Below are 19,411 nucleotides of genomic sequence, written 5' to 3'. Positions count from 1 at the left end.
CGCTACGAAAGCGGCGCCGGAGTTCCCTGTGGGAGCGGGCTTGCTCGCGAAAGCGGTGTGTCAGGCAACATTCAAGTCGACTGATCCACCGCTTTCGCGAGCAAGCCCGCTCCCACAGGGGGTTGCGGTGATCGATCCTTGACCGACTGGCATGAGGTCCGTGCTGCTCAAAAACCAGGCGAAAACGCCAGTTTTAACTTCACCCTTGTAGACCGTCTTGCCCACCCCCATATTGGGGCGACTGACGCGTGAAGGAATCCAACTTGAGCGAACTTCTCAACCGCCGCCTGGCTCTGCTCGGCGAGCGCGCTAACCTCTCTCTGCTCGAACAGTGCCTTCACGGCATCGAACGTGAATGCCTGCGCGTGACCGGCGAAGGTCGCCTGGCGCAAACGCCGCACCCGGAAGAATTGGGTTCCGCGCTGACCAATGAACAAATCACCACCGACTATTCCGAGTCGTTGCTGGAATTCATTACCCCGGCTCTGCCAGACCCGGCCGACACCCTGGCGAGCCTGGACAAGATTCACCGTTTCGCCTACAGCAAGCTCGGCAACGAGTTTCTGTGGAGTCCGTCGATGCCGTGCCCATTGCCGGCCGAGGAAGACATCCCGATCGCCTACTACGGCACGTCCAACATCGGTCAGCTCAAGTATGTCTACCGCAAGGGCCTGGCCCTGCGATACGGCAAGACCATGCAGTGCATCGCCGGGATTCACTACAACTTTTCCCTGCCGGAAAAGCTCTGGCCGCTGCTCAGAGAGACTGAAGGCTTTGTCGGCACCGACCGCGACTATCAGTCGTCGGCCTACATCGCGCTGATCCGTAACTTCCGTCGCTACAGCTGGCTGCTGATGTACCTGTTCGGCGCCTCCCCTGCGCTGGACGCCGGTTTCCTGCGCGGTCGTTCGCACCAGTTGGAACAACTGGACCCGGACACCTTGTACCTGCCGTATGCCACCAGCCTGCGCATGAGTGACCTGGGTTACCAGAGCAACGCCCAAGCCGGCTTGACGCCGTGCTACAACGATCTGTCGAGCTACACCGACAGCCTGCGCAAAGCGGTCGCCACGCCGTATGCGCCGTACGTCGAAATCGGCACGCATCAGGACGGTGAGTGGGTTCAGCTCAACACCAACATCCTGCAGATCGAAAACGAGTACTACTCCAACATCCGCCCGAAACGCGTGACCTACACCGGCGAACGGCCGATCCAGGCGCTGGTGGCTCGCGGCATTCAGTACGTCGAAGTGCGTTGCCTGGACATCAACCCGTTCCTGCCGATGGGCATCGACCTGCCGGAGTCGCGCTTCCTCGACGCGTTCCTGCTGTATTGCGCGCTGAACGACAGCCCGCTGCTGACCAATACCTCATGCAGCAACGCGACTTCGAACTTCCTCAGCGTGGTCAAGGAAGGTCGTCGTCCGGGCTTGCAACTGCAGCGCGACGGTCAACCGGTCGACCTGAAGGAATGGGCCGGCGAATTGCTGGAAAAAATTGCTCCGCTCGCCGCGCTGCTGGATCAAAGCCACGGCGGCGATGCCCACAGCAAGGCATTGGATGCGCAGCTGGCCAAGGTCAAGGACCCGTCCCTGACGCCATCGGCCCAAGTGCTGGCGGCGATGGCTGAGCACAAGGAGAGCTTTGCCCAGTTCTCCCTGCGTCAGAGCCAGGCGCATGCGGAGTTTTTCCGCAGCGAGCCGTTGAACGGCGAAGATCAGGCGAAGTTTGAAGCACGCGCGCGCTCCTCGCTGGCTGAGCAAGTGGAGCTGGAGCAGAACGAAGTCGGCGATTTCGATGTGTTTGTCGGGTCGTATCAAGCGAGCATTCTGGCAATCAGCAACTAATCTCCTTGGCTCTGATCGTTCCCACGCTCTGCGTGGGAATGTCTCAAGGGACGCTCCGCGTCCAGTGACGCGGAGCGTCACGGGCTGCATTCCCACGCAGAGCGTGGGAACGATCATTACTTATGCGATCCCTGTGGGAGTGATCCTGCTCGCGATGGCCGCGCCACGGTCTTGCTTAGAATTTTCCGCTCATAAGCTCATTCGAAAAAGTTATTTATTTTCGGATTCTTAGATCATTTAGTCTCCTTTCACGCCGACTCTCGGTCGCCTGACAAGGAGCTTCTCAATGAAATTGAATGTCCCCCTTCGCCTCCTGGCGGCCGCGTCTTTGGCTGCGGCGAGTTTCTTTGCCCAGGCGGCCGACGTGACCGTCGCCTACCAGACCACCGTTGACCCAGCGAAAGTCGCCCAAGCCGACGGCGCCTACGAAAAAGCCACCAACGCCAAGATCGACTGGCGCAAATTCGACAACGGTGCCGACATCATCGCCGCCATCGCTTCCGGCGACGTACAGATCGGCTACCTCGGTTCCAGCCCCCTGACGGCGGCAATCACCCGCAAAGTCCCGGTCGAAACCTTCCTGATTGCCACGCAGATCGGTGCCGCCGAAGCCCTGGTCGCCCGCGACGGTTCCGGGATCAAAACTCCGCAGGACCTGATCGGCAAAAAAATCGCCGTGCCGTTCGTTTCCACCGGTCACTACAGCCTGCTGGCCGCGCTGAAGCACTGGAACATCGACCCGTCGAAAGTCACCGTGCTCAATCTTGCGCCGCCAGCGATCATCGCTGCGTGGAAACGCGGTGACATCGACGCCACTTACGTGTGGGACCCAGCGCTCGGTGTGGCCAAGGAAAACGGCAAGGTGCTGATCACCTCCGGCGAACTGGCCAAGTTCGGCGCGCCGACGTTCGATGCCTGGATCGTGCGTAAAGACTTCGCCGAGAAGCACCCGGAAATCGTCACCGCGTTCGCCAAAGTGACCCTGGATGCCTACGCCGATTACCGCAAAGACCCGAAAGCCTGGCTCGCCAATCAATCCAACGTCGACAAGCTGGTGAAACTTTCCGGCGCCAAGGCCAGCGACATTCCGTTGCTGCTGCAAGGCAACGTCTTCCCGCTGGCGGCTGACCAGGTGATCACCCTCGGCGCACCGACCACCAAGGCCATCACCGACACCGCGGTGTTCCTCAAGGAACAAGGCAAGGTCGAGGCCGTGCTGCCGGACTACGCACCGTACGTCAGCGCCAAGTTCATCACCCACTGATCGGGAGTTAACCGCAATGGCTTTGCTACAGCTGGAGCGCATCAGCGCACAGTACCCCGGCAGTCCGGAACCGGTACTGGCGGATATTTCCCTGAGCCTTGGGCCCCAGCAGTTGCTGGTTGCCCTCGGCCCGTCCGGCAGTGGCAAGACTTCGCTGTTGAACCTGATTGCCGGTTTCGTCGAGCCCAGCGCCGGGCGCATCACCCTTGATGGCGTGCCGGTCAAAGGCCCGAGCGCCGAACGCGGCGTGGTGTTTCAGGACGACGCCTTGCTGCCTTGGCAGGACGTGTTAGCCAATGTCGGTTTCGGTCTGGAACTGGCCGGTGTGTCCCGGGAAAAACGCGAAGTCCGAGCTCGGGAAATGCTCGCATTGGTGGACCTATCCGGTTTTGAAAATCGCCGAATCTGGCAGCTCTCGGGTGGCCAGAAACAACGTGTAGGCCTGGCCCGTGCCCTCGCCGCCGACCCTCGCGTTCTGCTGATGGACGAACCCTTCGGCGCCCTCGACGCCTTCACCCGCGAACAGATGCAGGAGCTGCTGCTGCAAGTCTGGCAGCGCACCGCCAAACCCGTATTCCTGATTACCCACGACATCGAAGAAGCGGTGTTTCTCGCCACGGATTTGATTCTACTGGCGCCGAACCCGGGGCAAATCGTCGAGCGCCTGAGCCTGGATTTCGGCCAGCGATACGCGGCCGGTGAATCGGCACGCTCGATCAAGTCCGACCCGCGTTTCATCGAGACCCGCGAACACGTGCTCGCCAAAGTGTTCTCCCAACGCAGCACCGCCCAGCGGCAGGAGCGCGCATGAGCAGTTATCAAATTCCCGCCGTTGCGGTGAAACCCGGTTCGACGGTCATTCCGGTCCGTCGCAGTTTGAGCACTCGGTGGATCAGCGTGCTGACGCTGCTCGCGCTGGTGTTCATTTGGTGGGCCGTCACCGCCACTGGAATGATCGAGCCGCTGTTCCTGCCGCCACCGTCTGCCGTGCTGCAAAAGGGTTGGCTGCTGGTGACCACCGGCTACATGGATTCAACGTTGTGGCAGCACTTGGGCGCGAGTCTCAGCCGCATCGGTCTGGGCCTTGGCTTTGCCGTGCTGACGGCCGTACCGGTCGGCATCGCCATCGGCCACAACCGCATCGCGCGGGGCATTCTCGATCCGCTGATCGAGTTCTACCGCCCGATTCCACCGCTGGCTTACCTGCCGCTGATCGTAATCTGGTGCGGCATCGGTGAGTTGTCGAAAGTCTTGCTGATTTACCTCGCGATCTTTGCCCCGATCGCCATCGCCACCGCGACCGGCGTGCGCACGGTCGACCCGGCCAAATTGCGTGCCGCTCAATCGCTGGGCGCAACCCGGGCGCAGTTGATTCGCCATGTGATTCTGCCAAGCGCGTTGCCGGATATTTTGACTGGTGTGCGTATCGGCCTGGGCGTGGGTTGGTCGACGCTGGTTGCCGCCGAGTTGATCGCCGCCACCAGCGGCTTGGGTTTCATGGTGCAGTCGGCCGCACAGTTCCTGGTCACCGATGTGGTGGTGCTCGGGATTCTGGTGATTGCGCTGATCGCCTTCGCCATGGAAATGGGCCTGCGCGCGCTTCAACGCAAACTGGTGCCATGGCATGGCCAGGCTCACTGAATATTCAACCTGTGGGAGCGGGCTTGCTCCGGGCGGCGTTCCGACGAATGCGGTGTGTCAGTCGATGGAATGTTGCCTGGCACACCGCATTCGTCGGAACGCCGCCCGGAGCAAGCCCGCTCCCACAAAAGCTCGGCACCCGGATTGAAGAGAAAGACCATGAGCAACCTGACCATCGTCCCCCTCAGCTCCGCCCTCGGCGCGCAAATCAGCGGCATCGACGTCAGCCAACCGCTGAATCAGGAACAACGCGATGCCATCGAACAAGCGCTGCTCAAGCATCAAGTGCTGTTCTTCCGCGACCAGCCGATCACGCCACAACAGCAGGCACGATTCGCCGCGAATTTTGGCGATCTGCACATCCACCCGATCTACCCGAATGTCCCGGAACAACCGGAAGTGCTGATCCTCGACACCGCCGTCACCGACGTGCGCGACAACGCGATCTGGCACACCGACGTAACCTTCCTGCCGACCCCGGCCATGGGCGCGGTGCTGAGCGCCAAGCTGCTGCCGAAATTTGGCGGCGACACGCTATGGGCCAGCGGCATTGCGGCGTATGAAGCATTGTCCGCGCCGATGAAAGGCTTGCTCGAAGGGCTGACGGCGACTCACGATTTCACCCGTTCGTTTCCGCTGGAGCGTTATGGCAACACGCCTGAGGCCCTGGCTCAGTGGGAAGAAGCGCGTAGAAAGAATCCGCCGTTGTCGCACCCGGTGATTCGCACGCACCCGGTGAGCGGGCGCCGGTCATTGTTCGTCAACGAGGGCTTCACGTCGAAGATCAATGAGCTGTCGGAAACCGAGAGCCAAGCGATTTTGAAGTTTTTGTTTGCCCATGCGACGCGGCCGGAATTCACCATTCGCTGGCGTTGGCAGAAGGATGACGTGGCGTTCTGGGATAACCGCGTGACACAGCATTACGCCGTCGATGATTACCGGCCGGCGCGGCGGGTGATGCAGCGGGCTACGGTGTTGGGGGATGTGCCGTTTTTTCGCTGAGCCAATCGCCCGATCGTTCCCACGCTCTGCGTGGGAATGCAGCCATGGACGCTCCGCGTCCACTGTGACGCGTAGCGTCACGGGAGGCATTCCCACGCGGAGCGTGGGAATGATCAAGTAGGGTGTTATTCGGCCGTCGAAGGCTTCTCCCAAAGATTGATCCCGCCTTCCTGGGCAAACCGGTCAATCTCCGCCAGCTCTTCCGCGCTAAAGCTCAAATTCTTCAACGCCCCGACGTTCTCGATTATCTGCTCCGGCCGGCTCGCGCCGATCAACGCCGAGGTCACGCGCGGATCGCGCAGCGTCCACGCCAACGCCAGTTGCGCCAGGCTCTGACCGCGACGCTTGGCGATTTCGTTGAGCCCACGCACATGGGCAATGTTGGCTTCGGACAGATGCGATTCCTGCAAAGAACCACCGCCCGGGCGATTGACCCGCGCATCTTTCGGAATGCCATTGAGGTATTTGTCCGTCAACAAACCTTGCGCCAACGGTGTGAAAGCAATCACGCCGGTGCCAAGTTCGTCGGTGACATCCAGCAGATCCTTTTCAACCCAACGATTGAGCAGGTTGTAAGCCGGTTGATGAATCAGCAACGGCACTTTCCACTCTTTCAACAGCGCCGCCATCTCACGGGTTTTCACCCCGGAATACGACGAGATACCGATGTACAGCGCCTTACCCTGCTGCACGGCGGTGGCCAGCGCACTGGCGGTTTCTTCCAGCGGCGTGTCCGGGTCGAAGCGATGGGAATAAAAGATGTCCACGTAGTCCAGCCCCAAACGCTGCAGGCTCTGGTCGAGGCTTGCCAATACGTATTTGCGCGAGCCGCCACCCTGACCGTAAGGCCCGGGCCACATGTCCCAACCGGCCTTGCTCGAGATGATCAACTCGTCGCGGTACTGCTTGAAATCTTCACGCAGCAAACGACCGAAATTGATCTCGGCACTGCCGTACGGCGGGCCGTAGTTGTTGGCCAGGTCGAAGTGGTTGATGCCCAGGTCGAACGCGGTGCGCAACAGCGAGCGCTGAGTGTCGATCGGCGTGCTGTCGCCAAAGTTGTGCCACAGGCCCAGGGACAGTGCCGGCAGCACCAGACCGCTGCGGCCCACGCGGCGGTAAGGGATAGAATCGTAGCGGTTTTCGGCAGCGGTGTAAGTCATCGAATCCTCTCTTGTCTGTCTTGAAGTTGGTATCGACTGCTTCGCAAGTTGCCCAGCATACGCCCAGACAAACGCCGATAAACCTCGGACTCGAGAAAATGCTGAAACGTTTCACAAATGATCGTTCCCACGCTCTGCGTGGGAATGCAGCCCGGGACGCTCCGCGTCCCATCCAGAGCCGAACGCGGAGCGTCCGTTGAGGCATTCCCACGCGGACGGTTCGACGCCTCGACGTGGGAACGATCAAGAACAGCGAGCAAGGTCAAACAGCATCCGCAAACACCTCCCCCAACCACTCCACAAAAACTCGAACCCGTGGCGACATGTGTCGGTTGTGGGGATACAACACCGAAACCGGCATTGGCGGAGGTGGCGTGTCGATGAGGACTTCCTGAACAAGGCCTTGGGCAATCTGCGTTTCCATTCGGTAATGCGGACACTGGATCAGGCCAAGCCCGGCAATCGCCGACGCTGCGTAAATTTCCGCACCAAACACTGAAACAGCGCCGTCGATAGCGACTTCTTTCAGTTCGCCATCGACCATGAATTCGAAGGGGAACAACTTGGCGGTGGTGCGCAAGACGTAGTTCACCGCCCGGTGGTGTTTCAGGTCTTCAAGGCTTTTTGGTTCGCCGTATTTGCGCAGGTACGCGGGGCTGGCGCAGGTGATCTGGCGCAGGTTGGCGATGCGTTTTCCGATCAGTGCCGAATCACTCAGGGTGCCGGCGCGCAGCACGCAGTCGACGCCTTCTGCGATCAGATCGACAAAACGGTCGGCTTCGCTGATGGACAGTTCGATGTCAGGGTAACGCGCCATGAACTGCGGCAATGCCGGGATCACAAAATGCTTGGCCAGGGTGCCGTGCAGGTCGACGCGCAGCCGGCCTTTGGGTGCGCAGCCGCGGAATGCCAGTTCGGCTTCTTCCAGTTCCGCCAGTAACTGCACACAGCGTAGGTAGTACGCCTCGCCATCAAGGGTCGGGCGTACCTTGCGCGTGCTGCGTTCGAGCAAACGCGTACCGAGCCATGCTTCGAATTGATTCAGCGTATGGGTCAATGTCGCCCGCGGCAGGTTCAGGTCTTCGGCGGCCAGCGTGAAGCTGCTGCGCTCGTAGATCCGCACAAACACCTTCATCGCTTTGACTTGATCCACGACGTTGCTCCTGAAACTCGATTGTTGGCGATTATCGAACAGTCAAGGCAACTCTCGTGCATTTATCGGCCTGAGTAAACATGTGAATCTGGCTTCACCCCAAGCAAACACCTTCAAAGGAATCACCGCCATGACCACTCAAACTTCGAAAGTTGCCATCGTGACCGGAGCCTCCCGCGGCATCGGCGCGGTGATCGCCAGACAACTGGCCAGCGAAGGTTTCGCCGTCGCCATCAACTATGCCAGCAGCGCCACCGAGGCCTCAAAGCTGGTTGTTGAATTGCGCCAGGCCGGCCATCAAGCCATAGCGATCAAGGCCGACGTGGCCAGTGCCGATGACGTGCGCCGCATGTTCGATGAAACCGAAACGCAACTGGGCAAAGTCGATGTGCTGATCAACAACGCCGGCATTCTCAAGGTGATGCCGCTGGCGCAACACACCGATGAGCTGTTCGACCAGACCTTCAACATCCATGCGCGCGGCACCTTTAACACCTTGCGTGAAGCGGCGACGCGTTTGAACAGCGGTGGGCGGATCGTCAACTTTTCCAGCAGCACCGTCGGCCTCAACCTGCCAGGCTACGCGGTGTACATCGCCAGCAAGGCGGCGGTGGAGTCCTTGACTCAGGTGTTCGCCAAGGAAATGCGCGGGCGCAACATTACCGTCAACGCTGTAGCGCCGGGGCCTGTGGCGACCGAGTTGTTTTTGCATGGAAAGAGTGAAGAACAAATTCAGAACTTCGCCAAAATGCCTCCGCTGGAACGCCTGGCGCAGCCTGAGGATATTGCCCGTGTGGTCTCGTTTCTGGTCGGGCCGGATTCGGCTTGGGTTAACGGACAGATTCTGCGGGCTAATGGTGGATTGGTTTAACTATGCTCAACTTGAGACCGCAGTCTTGATCGTTCCCACGCTCTGCGTGGGAATGCAGCCCGTGACGCTCCGCGTCACTGGACGCAGAGCGTCCCTTGAGGCATTCCCACGCAGAGCGTGGGAACGATCACATCTGAAGGGAGGACACGCATCATGCACACCACGATCATCATCACCTTCGGCCTGATCCTGCTGGCACTGATGCTGTTCATCGGCGAGAAAATCGGCTTCAGCCGCCAGACCCTGGCCTACAGCTTTGTGGTGCTGTGGCTGGCCCTGACGCTGATCAACGGCGCGGTCGGCATCGTCCATGCCGGCCAGCCGTTGAGCACCGAACTGGTCGTCGGCAGCGCGGTGTTCGGTGTACCGGTGGCGGCGCTGGTGCTGTTCATGGTCCTGAGCACTGAAACATGAACGCCACCGCCCTGATGTTCAACGCACCAAGTGCAAGAACTGCAAATGCCGTTCGTACTGATCGAGGATGTCGTTGATGATCTGCTCCTTGGTGTAGCCCACCAGATCGTAGTCCTGACTGCCCTCGCTTAAATGCACTTCCGCCCGGTAATAACGACGGTTGTTGAGTTCCTTGGAACCCATGCCGCCACGGGCAAACGATGGCGTGAAGTAACCACGCATCTGCACCTGATAGATAAACGGATGCTCCTCGCCGTGACCGATTTCCAGGCTGACGTTGTCGTTGGCCGGGTCTGGCTGAGTGACCACGTTCAAACCCTTCTCGACGAACACCGCACTCACCTCTTCAATCGCCGGGCGCACCGTCGTATCGAGGAACCGATAGACCTCATCGCGAGACGGGAAGTGCACGGCCTGAGTCAAACGCTGACGCCAGCCACCACGCCGCGAGCCGGACACCGGCGCCAGGGAATGCAGCTGCGCGATCTGCTTCTGCGACTCCAGATAGAACGCCTTGTGCAGCCCCCACATCATCAGCAGCAAGATCATCGAGAACGGCAACGAGGTCAGCACCACCGCTGATTTCAGCGCGTCGATGCTGCCGGAGAACAGCAGCGCGCTGGTCACCAGCGCCGTCATCGCGCCCCAGAACACACGCAGCCATTTCGGCCCGTCTTCATCCGGATTACCGCCCTTGGCGGATAGCGTCGACAGCACCACAGTGCCGGAGTCGGCCGATGTGACGAAGAAGACGAAGCTGATGAACACCGTCACCGCAATCACGGTTTTGCTCCACGGATAGGTTTCCAGCAGCAGGTAGAGGGTCATCGAGGGGTTGTCGATGGCCGACATGCCAAGCGCAGTCATGCCGTGGTTGAGCACTTGATCGATGGCGCTGTTGCCGAAGATCGACATCCACGCCAGGGTGAAACCGAGCGGAATCAGCAACACGCCAAAGACGAATTCGCGGATGGTCCGGCCACGGGAAATCCGGGCGATGAACAAGCCTACGAACGGCGACCACGCAATCCACCAGGCCCAGTAGAACACGGTCCAGCCGCCCAGCCAGTCGCTGGGTTTGTCGTAGGCGTAGAGGTCGAAACTCTTCATCGGCAGGGCGCCGAGGTAGTCGCCGATGTTCTGGATCAGGGTGTTGAGCAAGTGCTGAGTGGGGCCGGCGAACAACACGAACAGCAGCAGCGCGCAGGCCAGCAGCATGTTGATGTCGGACATCACGCGCACGCCTTTGTCGACGCCGGACACTGCAACGATGATCGCCGCGCCCATCATCAGCGTGATCAGGCCGACCTGAATCCACTGGGTGTGAGCGATGCCGAACAGGTAGTCCAGACCCGAGTTGAGGTGCAACACCCCGAAGCCCATGTCGGCGCCCAAACCGAACACCGTGGCGATGATGCCGAAGCCGTCCACCGCGTAACCGATCGGGCCGTTGATGCGCTTGCCGATCAGTGGATAGAGCGCCGAGCGCAGGGCCAGCGGCAGGTTGTGACGGTAGGCAAAATAGGCCAGGGCCATGCCGACAAACGCGAACACGCCCCAGCCGTGCAGGCCCCAGTGCAGAAACAGAATCTGCATCGCCTGCCGCGCCGCATCCGCCGTGCCGGCTTCGCCTTGGGGCGGTTGCGACAAGTGGGTCAGCGGTTCGGACACGCAAAAGAAGAACAGCGTGATGCTGATCCCGGCGGCGAACAGCATGCCGGCCCAGGACAGGTAACTGAATTCGGGCTCGTCGTGGTCGGCACCGAGCTTGATCTTGCCGTAGCCGGACAAGGCGGTGACCACCACGAAGACCAGATACAGGGTCATCGCGAGCATGTAGTACCAGCCGACCGTGTTGGCCGCCCAGTTTTGCGCTTCCAGCAGCCAGGCGCCGGCCTGTTCAGGCATGGCGATGACGACGATGCCAAACAGCAGAATGAAGGTCGCCGCGAAGTAAAACACCGGCGGATTCATGCGGACCTGGCCGCTCGGAGGGAGGGACGATGCACTCATGAAAGGTGCACCTCGAAGGGGTGAAACTGGGCAATCAGTAACGGACTCGGCAAGGCAAGCCTCCTGTTGTGAACGGGCAGCAAACCGGCGGTTTAACTTGAATGAGCGTTCAAGTTAAACATGAATAGGGTGCTAAGGACTAATCGCAGGGCTCGGCGGTACTCTGTGGCGAGGGAGCTTGCTCCCGTTGTGCCGCGCAGCGGCACCCGGTTTTTTGCAAAGGTACGGCTGCTTCGCACCCGAGCGGGAGCAAGCTCCCTCGCCACAAAATCTTGTGCCTTTACGCTAGCTCAAGGATGGGTATGACGGGGGATTTGGAGGATTCGTTCAGAGGGAAATTAGCTGGATGCCAGTATTTGGCTCGGCTTGAAACCAATCGCGAGCAGGCTCGCTCCCACAGGGATAAGTGTCGTCCACAAATCAGTGGTCCAACACCCGTCCACTGTGGGAGCGAGCCTGCTCGCGAAGAGGCCAGTTCAGTCAGCCGAGATTTCGGAAATCATTTCTGCGTCCCATCATCATGCTGCAAATTAGCCTGCGTCAGGTTGCACCCCGCCGGCACGCTACGGGTCAGCCAGACGTTACCGCCAATGGTCGAACCCTTGCCAATGGTGATCCGTCCCAAAATCGTCGCCCCGGCATAGATCACCACATCATCCTCGACAATCGGATGCCGTGGATGGCCCTTCTGCAACTGCCCGTCCTCATCCGACGGGAAGCGCTTGGCGCCCAACGTCACGGCCTGATAAATCCGCACACGCTCACCAATGATCGCCGTCTCGCCGATCACCACACCCGTCCCGTGATCGATGAAGAAGCTGCGACCGATCTGCGCGCCCGGATGGATGTCGATACCGGTGGCCGAGTGGGCGATTTCCGCGCTGATCCGTGCCAGCAGTGGCAGCCCCGCGCGGTACAAATGGTGCGCCAGACGATGGTGGATCACCGCCAGAATGCCCGGATAGCACAGCAACACTTCATCGACGCTGCGCGCCGCCGGATCGCCGTGATAGGCCGCCAGCACATCGGTGTCCAGCAAGCTGCGCAACCCCGGCAATGCGAGGGCAAAGTCCTGAATGATCGCAATGGTCTTGGCCTCGACTTCGGTGTCGGCCTCGGCACTGTGGCGAGCTGCGTAACGCAGTTCGAGTCGCGCCTGCGCCAGCAGCGCGTTCAACGCGACGTCCAGCGTGTGGCCGACGTAGAAGTCTTCACTCTCCTCACGCAAATCCACCGGCCCCAGACGCATCGGGAACAGGGCACCGCACAGCGCTTCAAGGATCTCCGCCATGGCTGCCCGCGAAGGCAACTCGCGACCGCCTTGCTCGCCGCTGGCGCGGCCGTTCTGTGCACGCCACTGATCGCGTGCCGTACGCAGTTGGCTGACGATGGTCTGCAATTGCCAATGGCTGGAACGCTGGCTCACGGTAAAAACTCCTCACGGGCGGCCGGACTGTCTGGCCGCGCTATCGGCGATTACTTTACGGCAAGGTCCGGAAGCCGAATTAAGAACCAATTGTGCTGTGTTCAGCACTTTCGGATATATGCGATTGGCGGTTGCCCACGCATATTGGCGTGCCTATAGTCCTGACATCTCCCTTGGCCAGTACGGACCCATGATCAAACAACAGCTTGCCCGCTTTAACCGCCTCGACCTCCTCGGCCACCCTACCGCACTGGAAAAACTCGAACGCCTGTCGACCTGGCTCGGCCGCGATGTGTACGTCAAACGCGATGACCTGACACCGCTGGCCATGGGTGGTAACAAGCTGCGCAAACTCGAATACCTGGCGGCCGATGCCTTGGCCCAGGGCGCCGATACATTGATCACCGCTGGCGCGCTTCAGTCCAACCACGTACGCCAGACCGCCGCCATTGCCGCCAGGCTTGGCCTGGGTTGCATTGCGCTGCTGGAAAACCCGTTGGGCACCGACGACGCCAACTACCTCGGCAACGGCAATCGGCTGCTTCTGGACCTGTTCGATGCCAAGGTCGAGCTGGTGGAAAACCTCGACAACGCCGACGAGCAACTGCAAGCCCTCGCCGATCGTCTGCGCAACAACGGCAAGAAGCCGTATCTGGTGCCAATTGGCGGCTCCAACGCACTGGGCGCTTTGGGCTATGTGCGCGCCGGGCTGGAACTGGCGGAACAGATCAAGGACACCGGCCTGGAATTTGCTGCCGTGGTTCTGGCCTCGGGCAGTGCCGGCACCCACAGTGGCCTGGCGCTGGCACTGAGTGAAGTACTGCCGGATTTGCCAGTGATTGGTGTCACGGTTTCCCGTAGCGAAGAAGATCAGCGCCCGAAAGTCCAGGGCCTGGCCGAGCGCACTGCCGAGTTGCTGGGCGTGAGCCTGCCGGCAAGTTTCAAGATCGAACTGTGGGACGAGTATTTCGGTCCACGCTATGGCGAGCCGAATGCCGGGACGCTCTCGGCGGTGAAGCTGCTGGCGGGTCAGGAAGGTTTGTTGCTGGATCCGGTGTACACCGGCAAGGCCATGGCCGGGTTGCTGGACGGCATCGGTCGTCAGCGCTTCAACGACGGCCCGATCATCTTCCTGCACACCGGTGGGGCGCCGGCGTTGTTTGCCTACAAAGACTTCCTGTAGTGATCGTTCCCACGCTCTGCGTGGGAATGCAGCCCGTGACGCTCCGCGTCACTGGACGCGGAGCGTCCCATGAGGCATTCCCACGCAGAGCGTGGGAACGATCTCGATCTCATATTCAATTAAAGAATAACAAATACAATATTTATTATTTTCCTATCTAAAAGCGCCATCATATAGTCACGCCGCAGGCGAATTTGCAGCGAGACGCATACGCTGCTTTAGGGCAGGATATCGCAGTCGTCCAAATCCCGATTTTGCCAACATTCCTAAAAGCGTCTTCATAAGAAAACACAGGGGCTTGTCATGAATTTTTCCGCACTACGTCGAAATCTGCTGGTCGGTTCGCTGGGCCTGGCGCTGAGCGCCGGTCTGCTGGGGCAAGCGGTTGCCGGTGAGCAGCTGCAAAAAATCAAAGACGCAGGCGTGATCAACGTCGGTCTGGAAGGCACTTACCCACCGTTCAGCTTCGTCGACGCCGACGGCAAACTGGCCGGTTTCGAAGTCGAGTTCTCCGAAGCCCTGGCCAAAGAGTTGGGCGTGAAGGTCAAACTGCAACCGACCAAATGGGACGGCATCCTCGCGGCGCTGGAATCCAAACGTCTGGACGCGGTGATCAACCAGGTGACCATCTCCGAAGAGCGCAAGAAGAAGTATGACTTCTCCGAGCCGTACACCGTTTCCGGGATTCAGGCGCTGGTACTGACCAAGAAGGCTGCGGAGCTGAACATCAAGACCGCCGCCGATCTGGCCGGCAAGAAAGTCGGCGTAGGCCTGGGCACCAACTATGAACAATGGCTCAAGGACAATCAGCCTAAAGCCATTATCAAGACCTATGACGATGATCCGACCAAGTTCCAGGATCTGCGTGTCGGCCGCATCGACGCCATTCTGATCGATCGCCTCGCCGCGCTCGAATACGCTAAAAAGGCCAAGGACACTACCGCCGCCGGCGAAGCGTTCTCCCGTCAGGAAGCCGGTATTGCCCTGCGCAAAGGCGAGCCTGAGTTGCTGGCTGCGGTGAACAAAGCCATCGACAAGCTGCGTGCCGACGGTACGCTGAAAAAGCTTTCGGAAAAATACTTCAGCGCTGACGTCACTCAATAATGGAAGAAGCTTTCCAACTCGCACTGGACTCCCTGCCCTTCCTGCTCAAGGGGGCTTACTTCACGGTCATCTTGAGCCTGGGCGGGATGTTCTTCGGCCTCATGCTGGGCTTCGGCCTGGCACTGATGCGCCTGTCGCGCTTCAAGCTGGTGAGCTGGATCGCCCGCATCTACGTGTCGTTCTTTCGCGGTACGCCGTTGCTGGTGCAACTGTTCGTGATCTATTACGGCTTGCCGCAATTGGGCATGGAACTCGATCCGCTGCCGGCGGCCCTGATCGGCTTCTCGCTGAACATGGCCGCTTACGCCTGTGAAATCCTGCGTTCCGCGATCAGCTCCATCGAGCGCGGTCAGTGGGAAGCTGCCGCCAGCATCGGCATGACCCGTGCGCAGACCCTGCGCCGGGCCATCATCCCGCAAGCGATGCGCACCGCATTGCCGCCGCTGGGCAACAGCTTCATTTCGCTGGTCAAGGACACTGCGCTGGCCGCCACCATCCAGGTGCCGGAGCTGTTCCGCCAGGCGCAGCTGATCACGGCACGCACCTTCGAAGTGTTCACCATGTACCTTGCCGCCGCGCTGATCTACTGGATTCTGGCCACGGTGCTCTCGCACCTGCAGAACAAGTTGGAAGAGCGGGTCAATCGGCACGACCAGGAGTCCTGACCCAATGATTGTCGTGGAAAAACTGACAAAGCAGTTCAAGGGTCAAGTCGTGCTCAACGGCATCGATCTGGAGGTGAAGGAAGGCGAGGTGGTGGCGATCATCGGGCCTAGCGGCTCGGGTAAAACCACGTTCCTGCGTTGCCTGAATTTTCTGGAAGAACCCACCAGCGGCCGGATCAAGGTCGGCGACATCGAGATCGATGGCAGCCGCCCGTTGAACCAGCAGCAGAGCCTGGTACGGCGCTTGCGCCAGCACGTCGGCTTCGTGTTCCAGAACTTCAATCTGTTCCCCCATCGCACCGCTCTGGAAAACGTCATCGAAGGCCCGATCATCGTGAAGAAGATCCCGCACGCCGACGCCGTTGCCCTGGGTAAAAAGCTCATGGCCAGGGTCGGCCTGGCGGGCAAGGAAGACGCTTACCCGCGACGTCTTTCCGGTGGTCAGCAACAGCGTGTGGCGATTGCCCGTGCACTGGCGATGGAACCGGAAGTGATCCTGTTCGATGAACCCACCTCGGCGCTCGATCCGGAGCTGGTGGGTGAAGTGCTGGCGACCATCCGCAGCCTGGCTGAAGAGAAGCGCACCATGGTCATCGTCACCCACGAAATGGGCTTTGCCCGGGACGTGGCCAACCGTGTGGTGTTTTTCGACAAAGGTGTGATCGTCGAGCAAGGCGAAGCCAAGGCGCTGTTTGCCAATCCGAAAGAAGAGCGAACCAAGCAGTTTCTCAGCAAGTTTCTGAATAACACCAACCCCTAATACCGCATCATTACTTGTTAACTTCCACGGATGGAAGTGACAACTATCCCCGCCACAAAATCCTCGCCTTCTGATTTGAACAATAGATCAAGCCCTATACCCACATGCGGTACATATATATGTCCTGCAACAGATTTAACCCGTCTAAAATCTGCCAAATCCCGCACTCAGGCCAAGCACGCGATCGCCGCCATCCACACCTGAAAATCGATGAATGCGCGGAAAAATTCGACGGAGCGGTGCAGCTTCTTAACTTTAAAGCGTAGGATTTTTCTGAATAACACTGAATACCTTACTTAACTAACCAATTCTATTGACACCTATTCAAGCGCACTCTTATCTAGTCTCCAGCAGGCGTCAGCCATCGTTCCAATTCATTATTTAAACTTGCAAATAGTGAACAACTTTGTTGCTCGGTAATTCACGCCTTTTGTTCTTTCAGAAACGGACTTCGCTGCAAGGCTTCAAGGAGAAACCCATGACAAGCATCTCGAATACATCCGGACTTGCGGCCCCTACCCTGGCGCAATCCCACAAGACCGGCATCAATGTCACGTCGGCGGCCCATCTGCTGATCGACGTGGCGCCCTACCCCGGCATGGACGAAGGCGACCTGATCGAACTGTTCTGGGACAACTGCTACGTCGCCTCCCGCGTACTCACGGTCGATGAGGTTGGCGAAATCGTCAGCTTGCGCGTGCCGCAAAGCTTCATCGCCAACGGCTCCTCAAGCATTCACTACCGCGTCATGCAGGTCGGACAAGGGCCGGCGCTGTCGCTCGCCACTCGGGTGCAGATCAAGCTCGATTGCCCGGGCGGCCAGCCGCTCACCCTGTGCGGTCACGAGAACGAGCACCTGGCACCGGTGGGCATTCCCGAAACCATTCGCCGTCAGGGGGTCAATCCGAACCAGATCAAGCGCGGCGTGCCGTTGACCATCGAGCCTTACCTGAACATGGCCGTCGACGATGAAATCACCTTGCGTTGGGGGGATGTGCGCATGGACTTGCCGCCGCTCAAGGCTGATGAGGTGGATAAGCCGATTCAAGTCTGGGTGCCGCCGGCGATCATCCTCGAAGCCGGCGAAGACCTTCGGCTGGAAGTGACCTACTGCATCCTTGACCGCGTGGGCAACAACTCCGGCTGGGCACCGCCGCGCAGGTTGAAGATCGGTTGCGCCAATCCCTACCTGAAGGCCCGGCCCAAAGAGCTGCTCATGGCCGCCGAAACCCGCAAACGCTGAGATCCCTTGTAGCAGCTGGCGAAGCCTGCGTTCGGCTGCGAAGCAGTCGTTAAACCAGAACACGCAGTCTTCCTGAAACACCGCAGCAGCTGATTTGGCGACTGCTTCGCAGCCGAACGCAGGCTTCGCCAGCTGCTACAAGAGCAAGTGTTGCTGCATAAACAAGTGTTGCGCTACGAACAGACGCCCTTCTATGCATATTCCCAAAAGTTAGTTTATTAATTTTTTATACACGCTTAGGGTATATGCACCGGACCACCGGACATTCTTGATTTTCGTTCGCCGCATCCATCGCGGCGACTCCATGAGATGTGAGGTAGGTATGGTCCGGAACACAATCACCCCAGTGCAGATCGCCAGGGCATTGCGTGCAGCCAAGGAGCGGCACTGATGTCCAGTCTGGCAGATGCAATCGTTCAGAGTGATCTGGACATCGCCCCGTTGTTGTTGCCCGCGCAGGTCTTGCGCAACGACGCACAAGCCATCAAGGCCGCCCATGAGCTGGCGCAAGTCGCCCGCCTGCAAGCAGCCAAACGTGACCGGCAGCGCAAGTTGCCATGGTCGGAAATCGAACAGTTCACCCGCAGCGGATTAGGCAGCATTGCCATCCCGCGCGAGTACGGCGGCCCGCAGGTTTCATTCGTCACCCTCGCCGAGGTCTTCGCGATCATTTCCGCAGCGGACCCGGCACTGGGACAGATCCCGCAGAACCAGTTCGGCATCCTCAATCTGGTGCTCGGCAGCGCCACGGAATCGCAGAAAAAACAGCTGTTCAAAAGCGTGCTCGAAGGCTGGCGCATCGGCAATGCCGGGCCGGAACGCGGCACCAAAAATACCCTGGAACTCAAAGCCCGGATCACCGCTGACGGTGACGGTTTTGTCATCAGCGGGCAGAAGTTTTACTCCACCGGTGCACTGTTCGCCCATTGGGTGGCAGTCAAGGCGTTGAACGACGACGGCAAGCAAGTGCTGGCCTTCGTCCGCCGAGGCACGCCGGGCCTGCGCATCGTTGATGACTGGTCGGGCTTCGGTCAGCGCACCACCGCCAGCGGCACCATTTTGCTCAACAACGTGCGCGTTGACGCCGAGCTGGTGGTGGATAACTGGAAAATCAACGACAGCCCGAACATCCAGGGCGCCGTGTCGCAATTGATTCAAGCGGCCATCGACGCCGGCATCGCCCGCGGTGCCATCGATGACGCTATCGAGTTCGTGAAAACCCGTGCTCGACCGTGGATCGACGCGAAGGTCGAACGGGCCAGCGATGACCTTTACGTCATCGCCGATGTCGGCAAACTGAAAATCGAACTGCACGCGGCCGAAGCGTTGCTACGCAAGGCCGGGCAAGTGCTTGATCAGGTCAACGCCGCGCCGCTCTCCGCCGAGTCCGCCGCCCGCGCCTCGATTGCCGTGGCCGAAGCCAAAGTGCTGACCACCGAAATCTCGCTGCTCGCCAGCGAAAAGCTCTTCGAACTGGCCGGCAGCCGCGCGACGCTCGCCGAGTTCAACCTCGACCGTCACTGGCGTAACGCGCGGGTGCACACGCTGCACGACCCGGTGCGCTGGAAATACCACGCGGTCGGGACTTATCACTTGAACGGCACCTTGCCCGCTCGCCACTCCTGGATCTAACGACCAGAACACTTTTGACCAGATCTCTGG

General features: G+C 59.8%; 17 protein-coding genes. 13 read left to right on the top strand and 4 right to left on the bottom strand.

Translation table 11 applies throughout. The annotated features are described in order from the left end of the window. Positions 1–263 precede the first annotated feature (263 nt). The 5 genes from gshA to tauD all read left to right on the top strand — a co-directional run bounded on the left by gshA (position 264) and on the right by tauD (position 5,754). Positions 264–1,847 carry a glutamate--cysteine ligase gene (gene gshA, locus ACA072_RS01180; RefSeq protein ID WP_497622582.1) on the top strand — a complete coding sequence of 528 codons (1,584 nt, stop codon included), beginning with the start codon at positions 264–266 and terminating at the stop codon, positions 1,845–1,847. Positions 1,848–2,133: 286 nt separating this feature from the next. After that, on the top strand, positions 2,134–3,111 hold the full coding sequence (gene tauA, locus ACA072_RS01175; protein ID WP_497622580.1) for a taurine ABC transporter substrate-binding protein: 978 nt from the start codon (positions 2,134–2,136) through the stop codon (positions 3,109–3,111). A gap of 16 nt (positions 3,112–3,127) precedes the next feature. Then, a complete protein-coding gene (gene tauB, locus ACA072_RS01170) occupies positions 3,128–3,922 on the top strand; it encodes a taurine ABC transporter ATP-binding subunit (protein ID WP_497622579.1) in 795 nt (264 codons plus the stop codon). Then, positions 3,919–4,752 carry a taurine ABC transporter permease TauC gene (gene tauC / locus ACA072_RS01165; RefSeq protein WP_497449716.1) on the top strand — a complete coding sequence of 278 codons (834 nt, stop codon included), beginning with the start codon at positions 3,919–3,921 and terminating at the stop codon, positions 4,750–4,752. The genes tauB and tauC overlap by 4 nt, the downstream gene beginning before the upstream one ends. A gap of 159 nt (positions 4,753–4,911) precedes the next feature. Next, the gene (gene tauD, locus ACA072_RS01160; protein ID WP_497622578.1) at positions 4,912–5,754 is read left to right on the top strand and encodes a taurine dioxygenase; all 843 of its coding nucleotides are present in this window, start codon (positions 4,912–4,914) and stop codon (positions 5,752–5,754) included. Between the two features lie 125 nt (positions 5,755–5,879). Here tauD and mgrA read toward each other — a convergent pair whose 3' ends face one another. Next, positions 5,880–6,917 carry an L-glyceraldehyde 3-phosphate reductase gene (mgrA, locus tag ACA072_RS01155; protein WP_102593420.1) on the bottom strand — a complete coding sequence of 346 codons (1,038 nt, stop codon included), beginning with the start codon at positions 6,915–6,917 and terminating at the stop codon, positions 5,880–5,882. Positions 6,918–7,179: 262 nt separating this feature from the next. Then, complete coding sequence (locus ACA072_RS01150) at positions 7,180–8,070, bottom strand: LysR family transcriptional regulator (protein WP_497622577.1); 891 nt, start codon at positions 8,068–8,070, stop codon at positions 7,180–7,182. A 130-nt stretch (positions 8,071–8,200) separates the two neighbouring features. Between ACA072_RS01150 and ACA072_RS01145 the strand changes: the two genes are divergently transcribed. Both ACA072_RS01145 and ACA072_RS01140 read left to right on the top strand, forming a co-directional pair. Then, the gene (locus ACA072_RS01145) at positions 8,201–8,941 is read left to right on the top strand and encodes an SDR family oxidoreductase (protein WP_497622575.1); all 741 of its coding nucleotides are present in this window, start codon (positions 8,201–8,203) and stop codon (positions 8,939–8,941) included. Between the two features lie 153 nt (positions 8,942–9,094). Further along, entirely contained in the window at positions 9,095–9,355 is a 261-nt protein-coding gene (locus ACA072_RS01140) for a hypothetical protein (RefSeq protein WP_462029051.1), read from the top strand. A gap of 18 nt (positions 9,356–9,373) precedes the next feature. Here the strand turns inward: ACA072_RS01140 and betT are convergent, their stop codons facing one another. Together betT and epsC are read right to left on the bottom strand one after the other, a co-directional pair. Next, positions 9,374–11,329 carry a choline transporter BetT gene (gene betT, locus ACA072_RS01135; protein WP_497624928.1) on the bottom strand — a complete coding sequence of 652 codons (1,956 nt, stop codon included), beginning with the start codon at positions 11,327–11,329 and terminating at the stop codon, positions 9,374–9,376. A gap of 538 nt (positions 11,330–11,867) precedes the next feature. Beyond that, positions 11,868–12,794, bottom strand: coding sequence for a serine O-acetyltransferase EpsC (epsC, locus tag ACA072_RS01130; RefSeq protein ID WP_497622573.1), 927 nt, complete (start codon positions 12,792–12,794; stop codon positions 11,868–11,870). Between the two features lie 190 nt (positions 12,795–12,984). On the opposite strand from epsC, the gene ACA072_RS01125 reads away from it, so the two are divergent. From ACA072_RS01125 to ACA072_RS01100, 6 genes are all read left to right on the top strand, one after another. Further along, the gene (locus tag ACA072_RS01125) at positions 12,985–13,977 is read left to right on the top strand and encodes a D-cysteine desulfhydrase (protein ID WP_497622571.1); all 993 of its coding nucleotides are present in this window, start codon (positions 12,985–12,987) and stop codon (positions 13,975–13,977) included. Between the two features lie 303 nt (positions 13,978–14,280). After that, a complete protein-coding gene (gene tcyJ, locus ACA072_RS01120) occupies positions 14,281–15,081 on the top strand; it encodes a cystine ABC transporter substrate-binding protein (protein WP_219093208.1) in 801 nt (266 codons plus the stop codon). Then, positions 15,081–15,746 carry a cystine ABC transporter permease gene (gene tcyL, locus ACA072_RS01115; RefSeq protein ID WP_084318303.1) on the top strand — a complete coding sequence of 222 codons (666 nt, stop codon included), beginning with the start codon at positions 15,081–15,083 and terminating at the stop codon, positions 15,744–15,746. The genes tcyJ and tcyL overlap by 1 nt, the downstream gene beginning before the upstream one ends. A 4-nt stretch (positions 15,747–15,750) precedes the next feature. Then, a complete protein-coding gene (tcyN, locus tag ACA072_RS01110) occupies positions 15,751–16,506 on the top strand; it encodes an L-cystine ABC transporter ATP-binding protein TcyN (RefSeq protein WP_497622569.1) in 756 nt (251 codons plus the stop codon). 478 nt (positions 16,507–16,984) lie between these two features. Then, the gene (locus ACA072_RS01105; RefSeq protein ID WP_497622567.1) at positions 16,985–17,749 is read left to right on the top strand and encodes a hypothetical protein; all 765 of its coding nucleotides are present in this window, start codon (positions 16,985–16,987) and stop codon (positions 17,747–17,749) included. A 390-nt stretch (positions 17,750–18,139) separates the two neighbouring features. Next, positions 18,140–19,381: an SfnB family sulfur acquisition oxidoreductase gene (locus ACA072_RS01100; RefSeq protein WP_497622566.1), complete on the top strand. Its 1,242-nt coding sequence runs from the start codon at positions 18,140–18,142 to the stop codon at positions 19,379–19,381. The last annotated feature ends 30 nt before the right edge of the window (positions 19,382–19,411 follow it).

It is taken from the genome of Pseudomonas sp. LBUM1656 (genome assembly GCF_059716065.1).
This window is presented reverse-complemented; position numbering and strand designations above follow the sequence as displayed.

Bases quoted from the DNA above. Each gene is read 5' to 3' on its own strand.
- tauA (WP_497622580.1), top strand. From the start codon at position 2,134: ATGAAATTGAATGTCCCCCTTCGCCTCCTGGCGGCCGCGTCTTTGGCT.
- tauB (WP_497622579.1), top strand. From the start codon at position 3,128: ATGGCTTTGCTACAGCTGGAGCGCATCAGCGCACAGTACCCCGGCAGT.
- tauC (WP_497449716.1), top strand. From the start codon at position 3,919: ATGAGCAGTTATCAAATTCCCGCCGTTGCGGTGAAACCCGGTTCGACG.
- tauD (WP_497622578.1), top strand. From the start codon at position 4,912: ATGAGCAACCTGACCATCGTCCCCCTCAGCTCCGCCCTCGGCGCGCAA.
- mgrA (WP_102593420.1), bottom strand. From the start codon at position 6,917: ATGACTTACACCGCTGCCGAAAACCGCTACGATTCTATCCCTTACCGC.
- ACA072_RS01145 (WP_497622575.1), top strand. From the start codon at position 8,201: ATGACCACTCAAACTTCGAAAGTTGCCATCGTGACCGGAGCCTCCCGC.
- ACA072_RS01140 (WP_462029051.1), top strand. From the start codon at position 9,095: ATGCACACCACGATCATCATCACCTTCGGCCTGATCCTGCTGGCACTG.
- betT (WP_497624928.1), bottom strand. From the start codon at position 11,329: ATGAATCCGCCGGTGTTTTACTTCGCGGCGACCTTCATTCTGCTGTTT.
- ACA072_RS01125 (WP_497622571.1), top strand. From the start codon at position 12,985: ATGATCAAACAACAGCTTGCCCGCTTTAACCGCCTCGACCTCCTCGGC.
- tcyJ (WP_219093208.1), top strand. From the start codon at position 14,281: ATGAATTTTTCCGCACTACGTCGAAATCTGCTGGTCGGTTCGCTGGGC.
- tcyL (WP_084318303.1), top strand. From the start codon at position 15,081: ATGGAAGAAGCTTTCCAACTCGCACTGGACTCCCTGCCCTTCCTGCTC.
- tcyN (WP_497622569.1), top strand. From the start codon at position 15,751: ATGATTGTCGTGGAAAAACTGACAAAGCAGTTCAAGGGTCAAGTCGTG.
- ACA072_RS01105 (WP_497622567.1), top strand. From the start codon at position 16,985: ATGACAAGCATCTCGAATACATCCGGACTTGCGGCCCCTACCCTGGCG.
- ACA072_RS01100 (WP_497622566.1), top strand. From the start codon at position 18,140: ATGTCCAGTCTGGCAGATGCAATCGTTCAGAGTGATCTGGACATCGCC.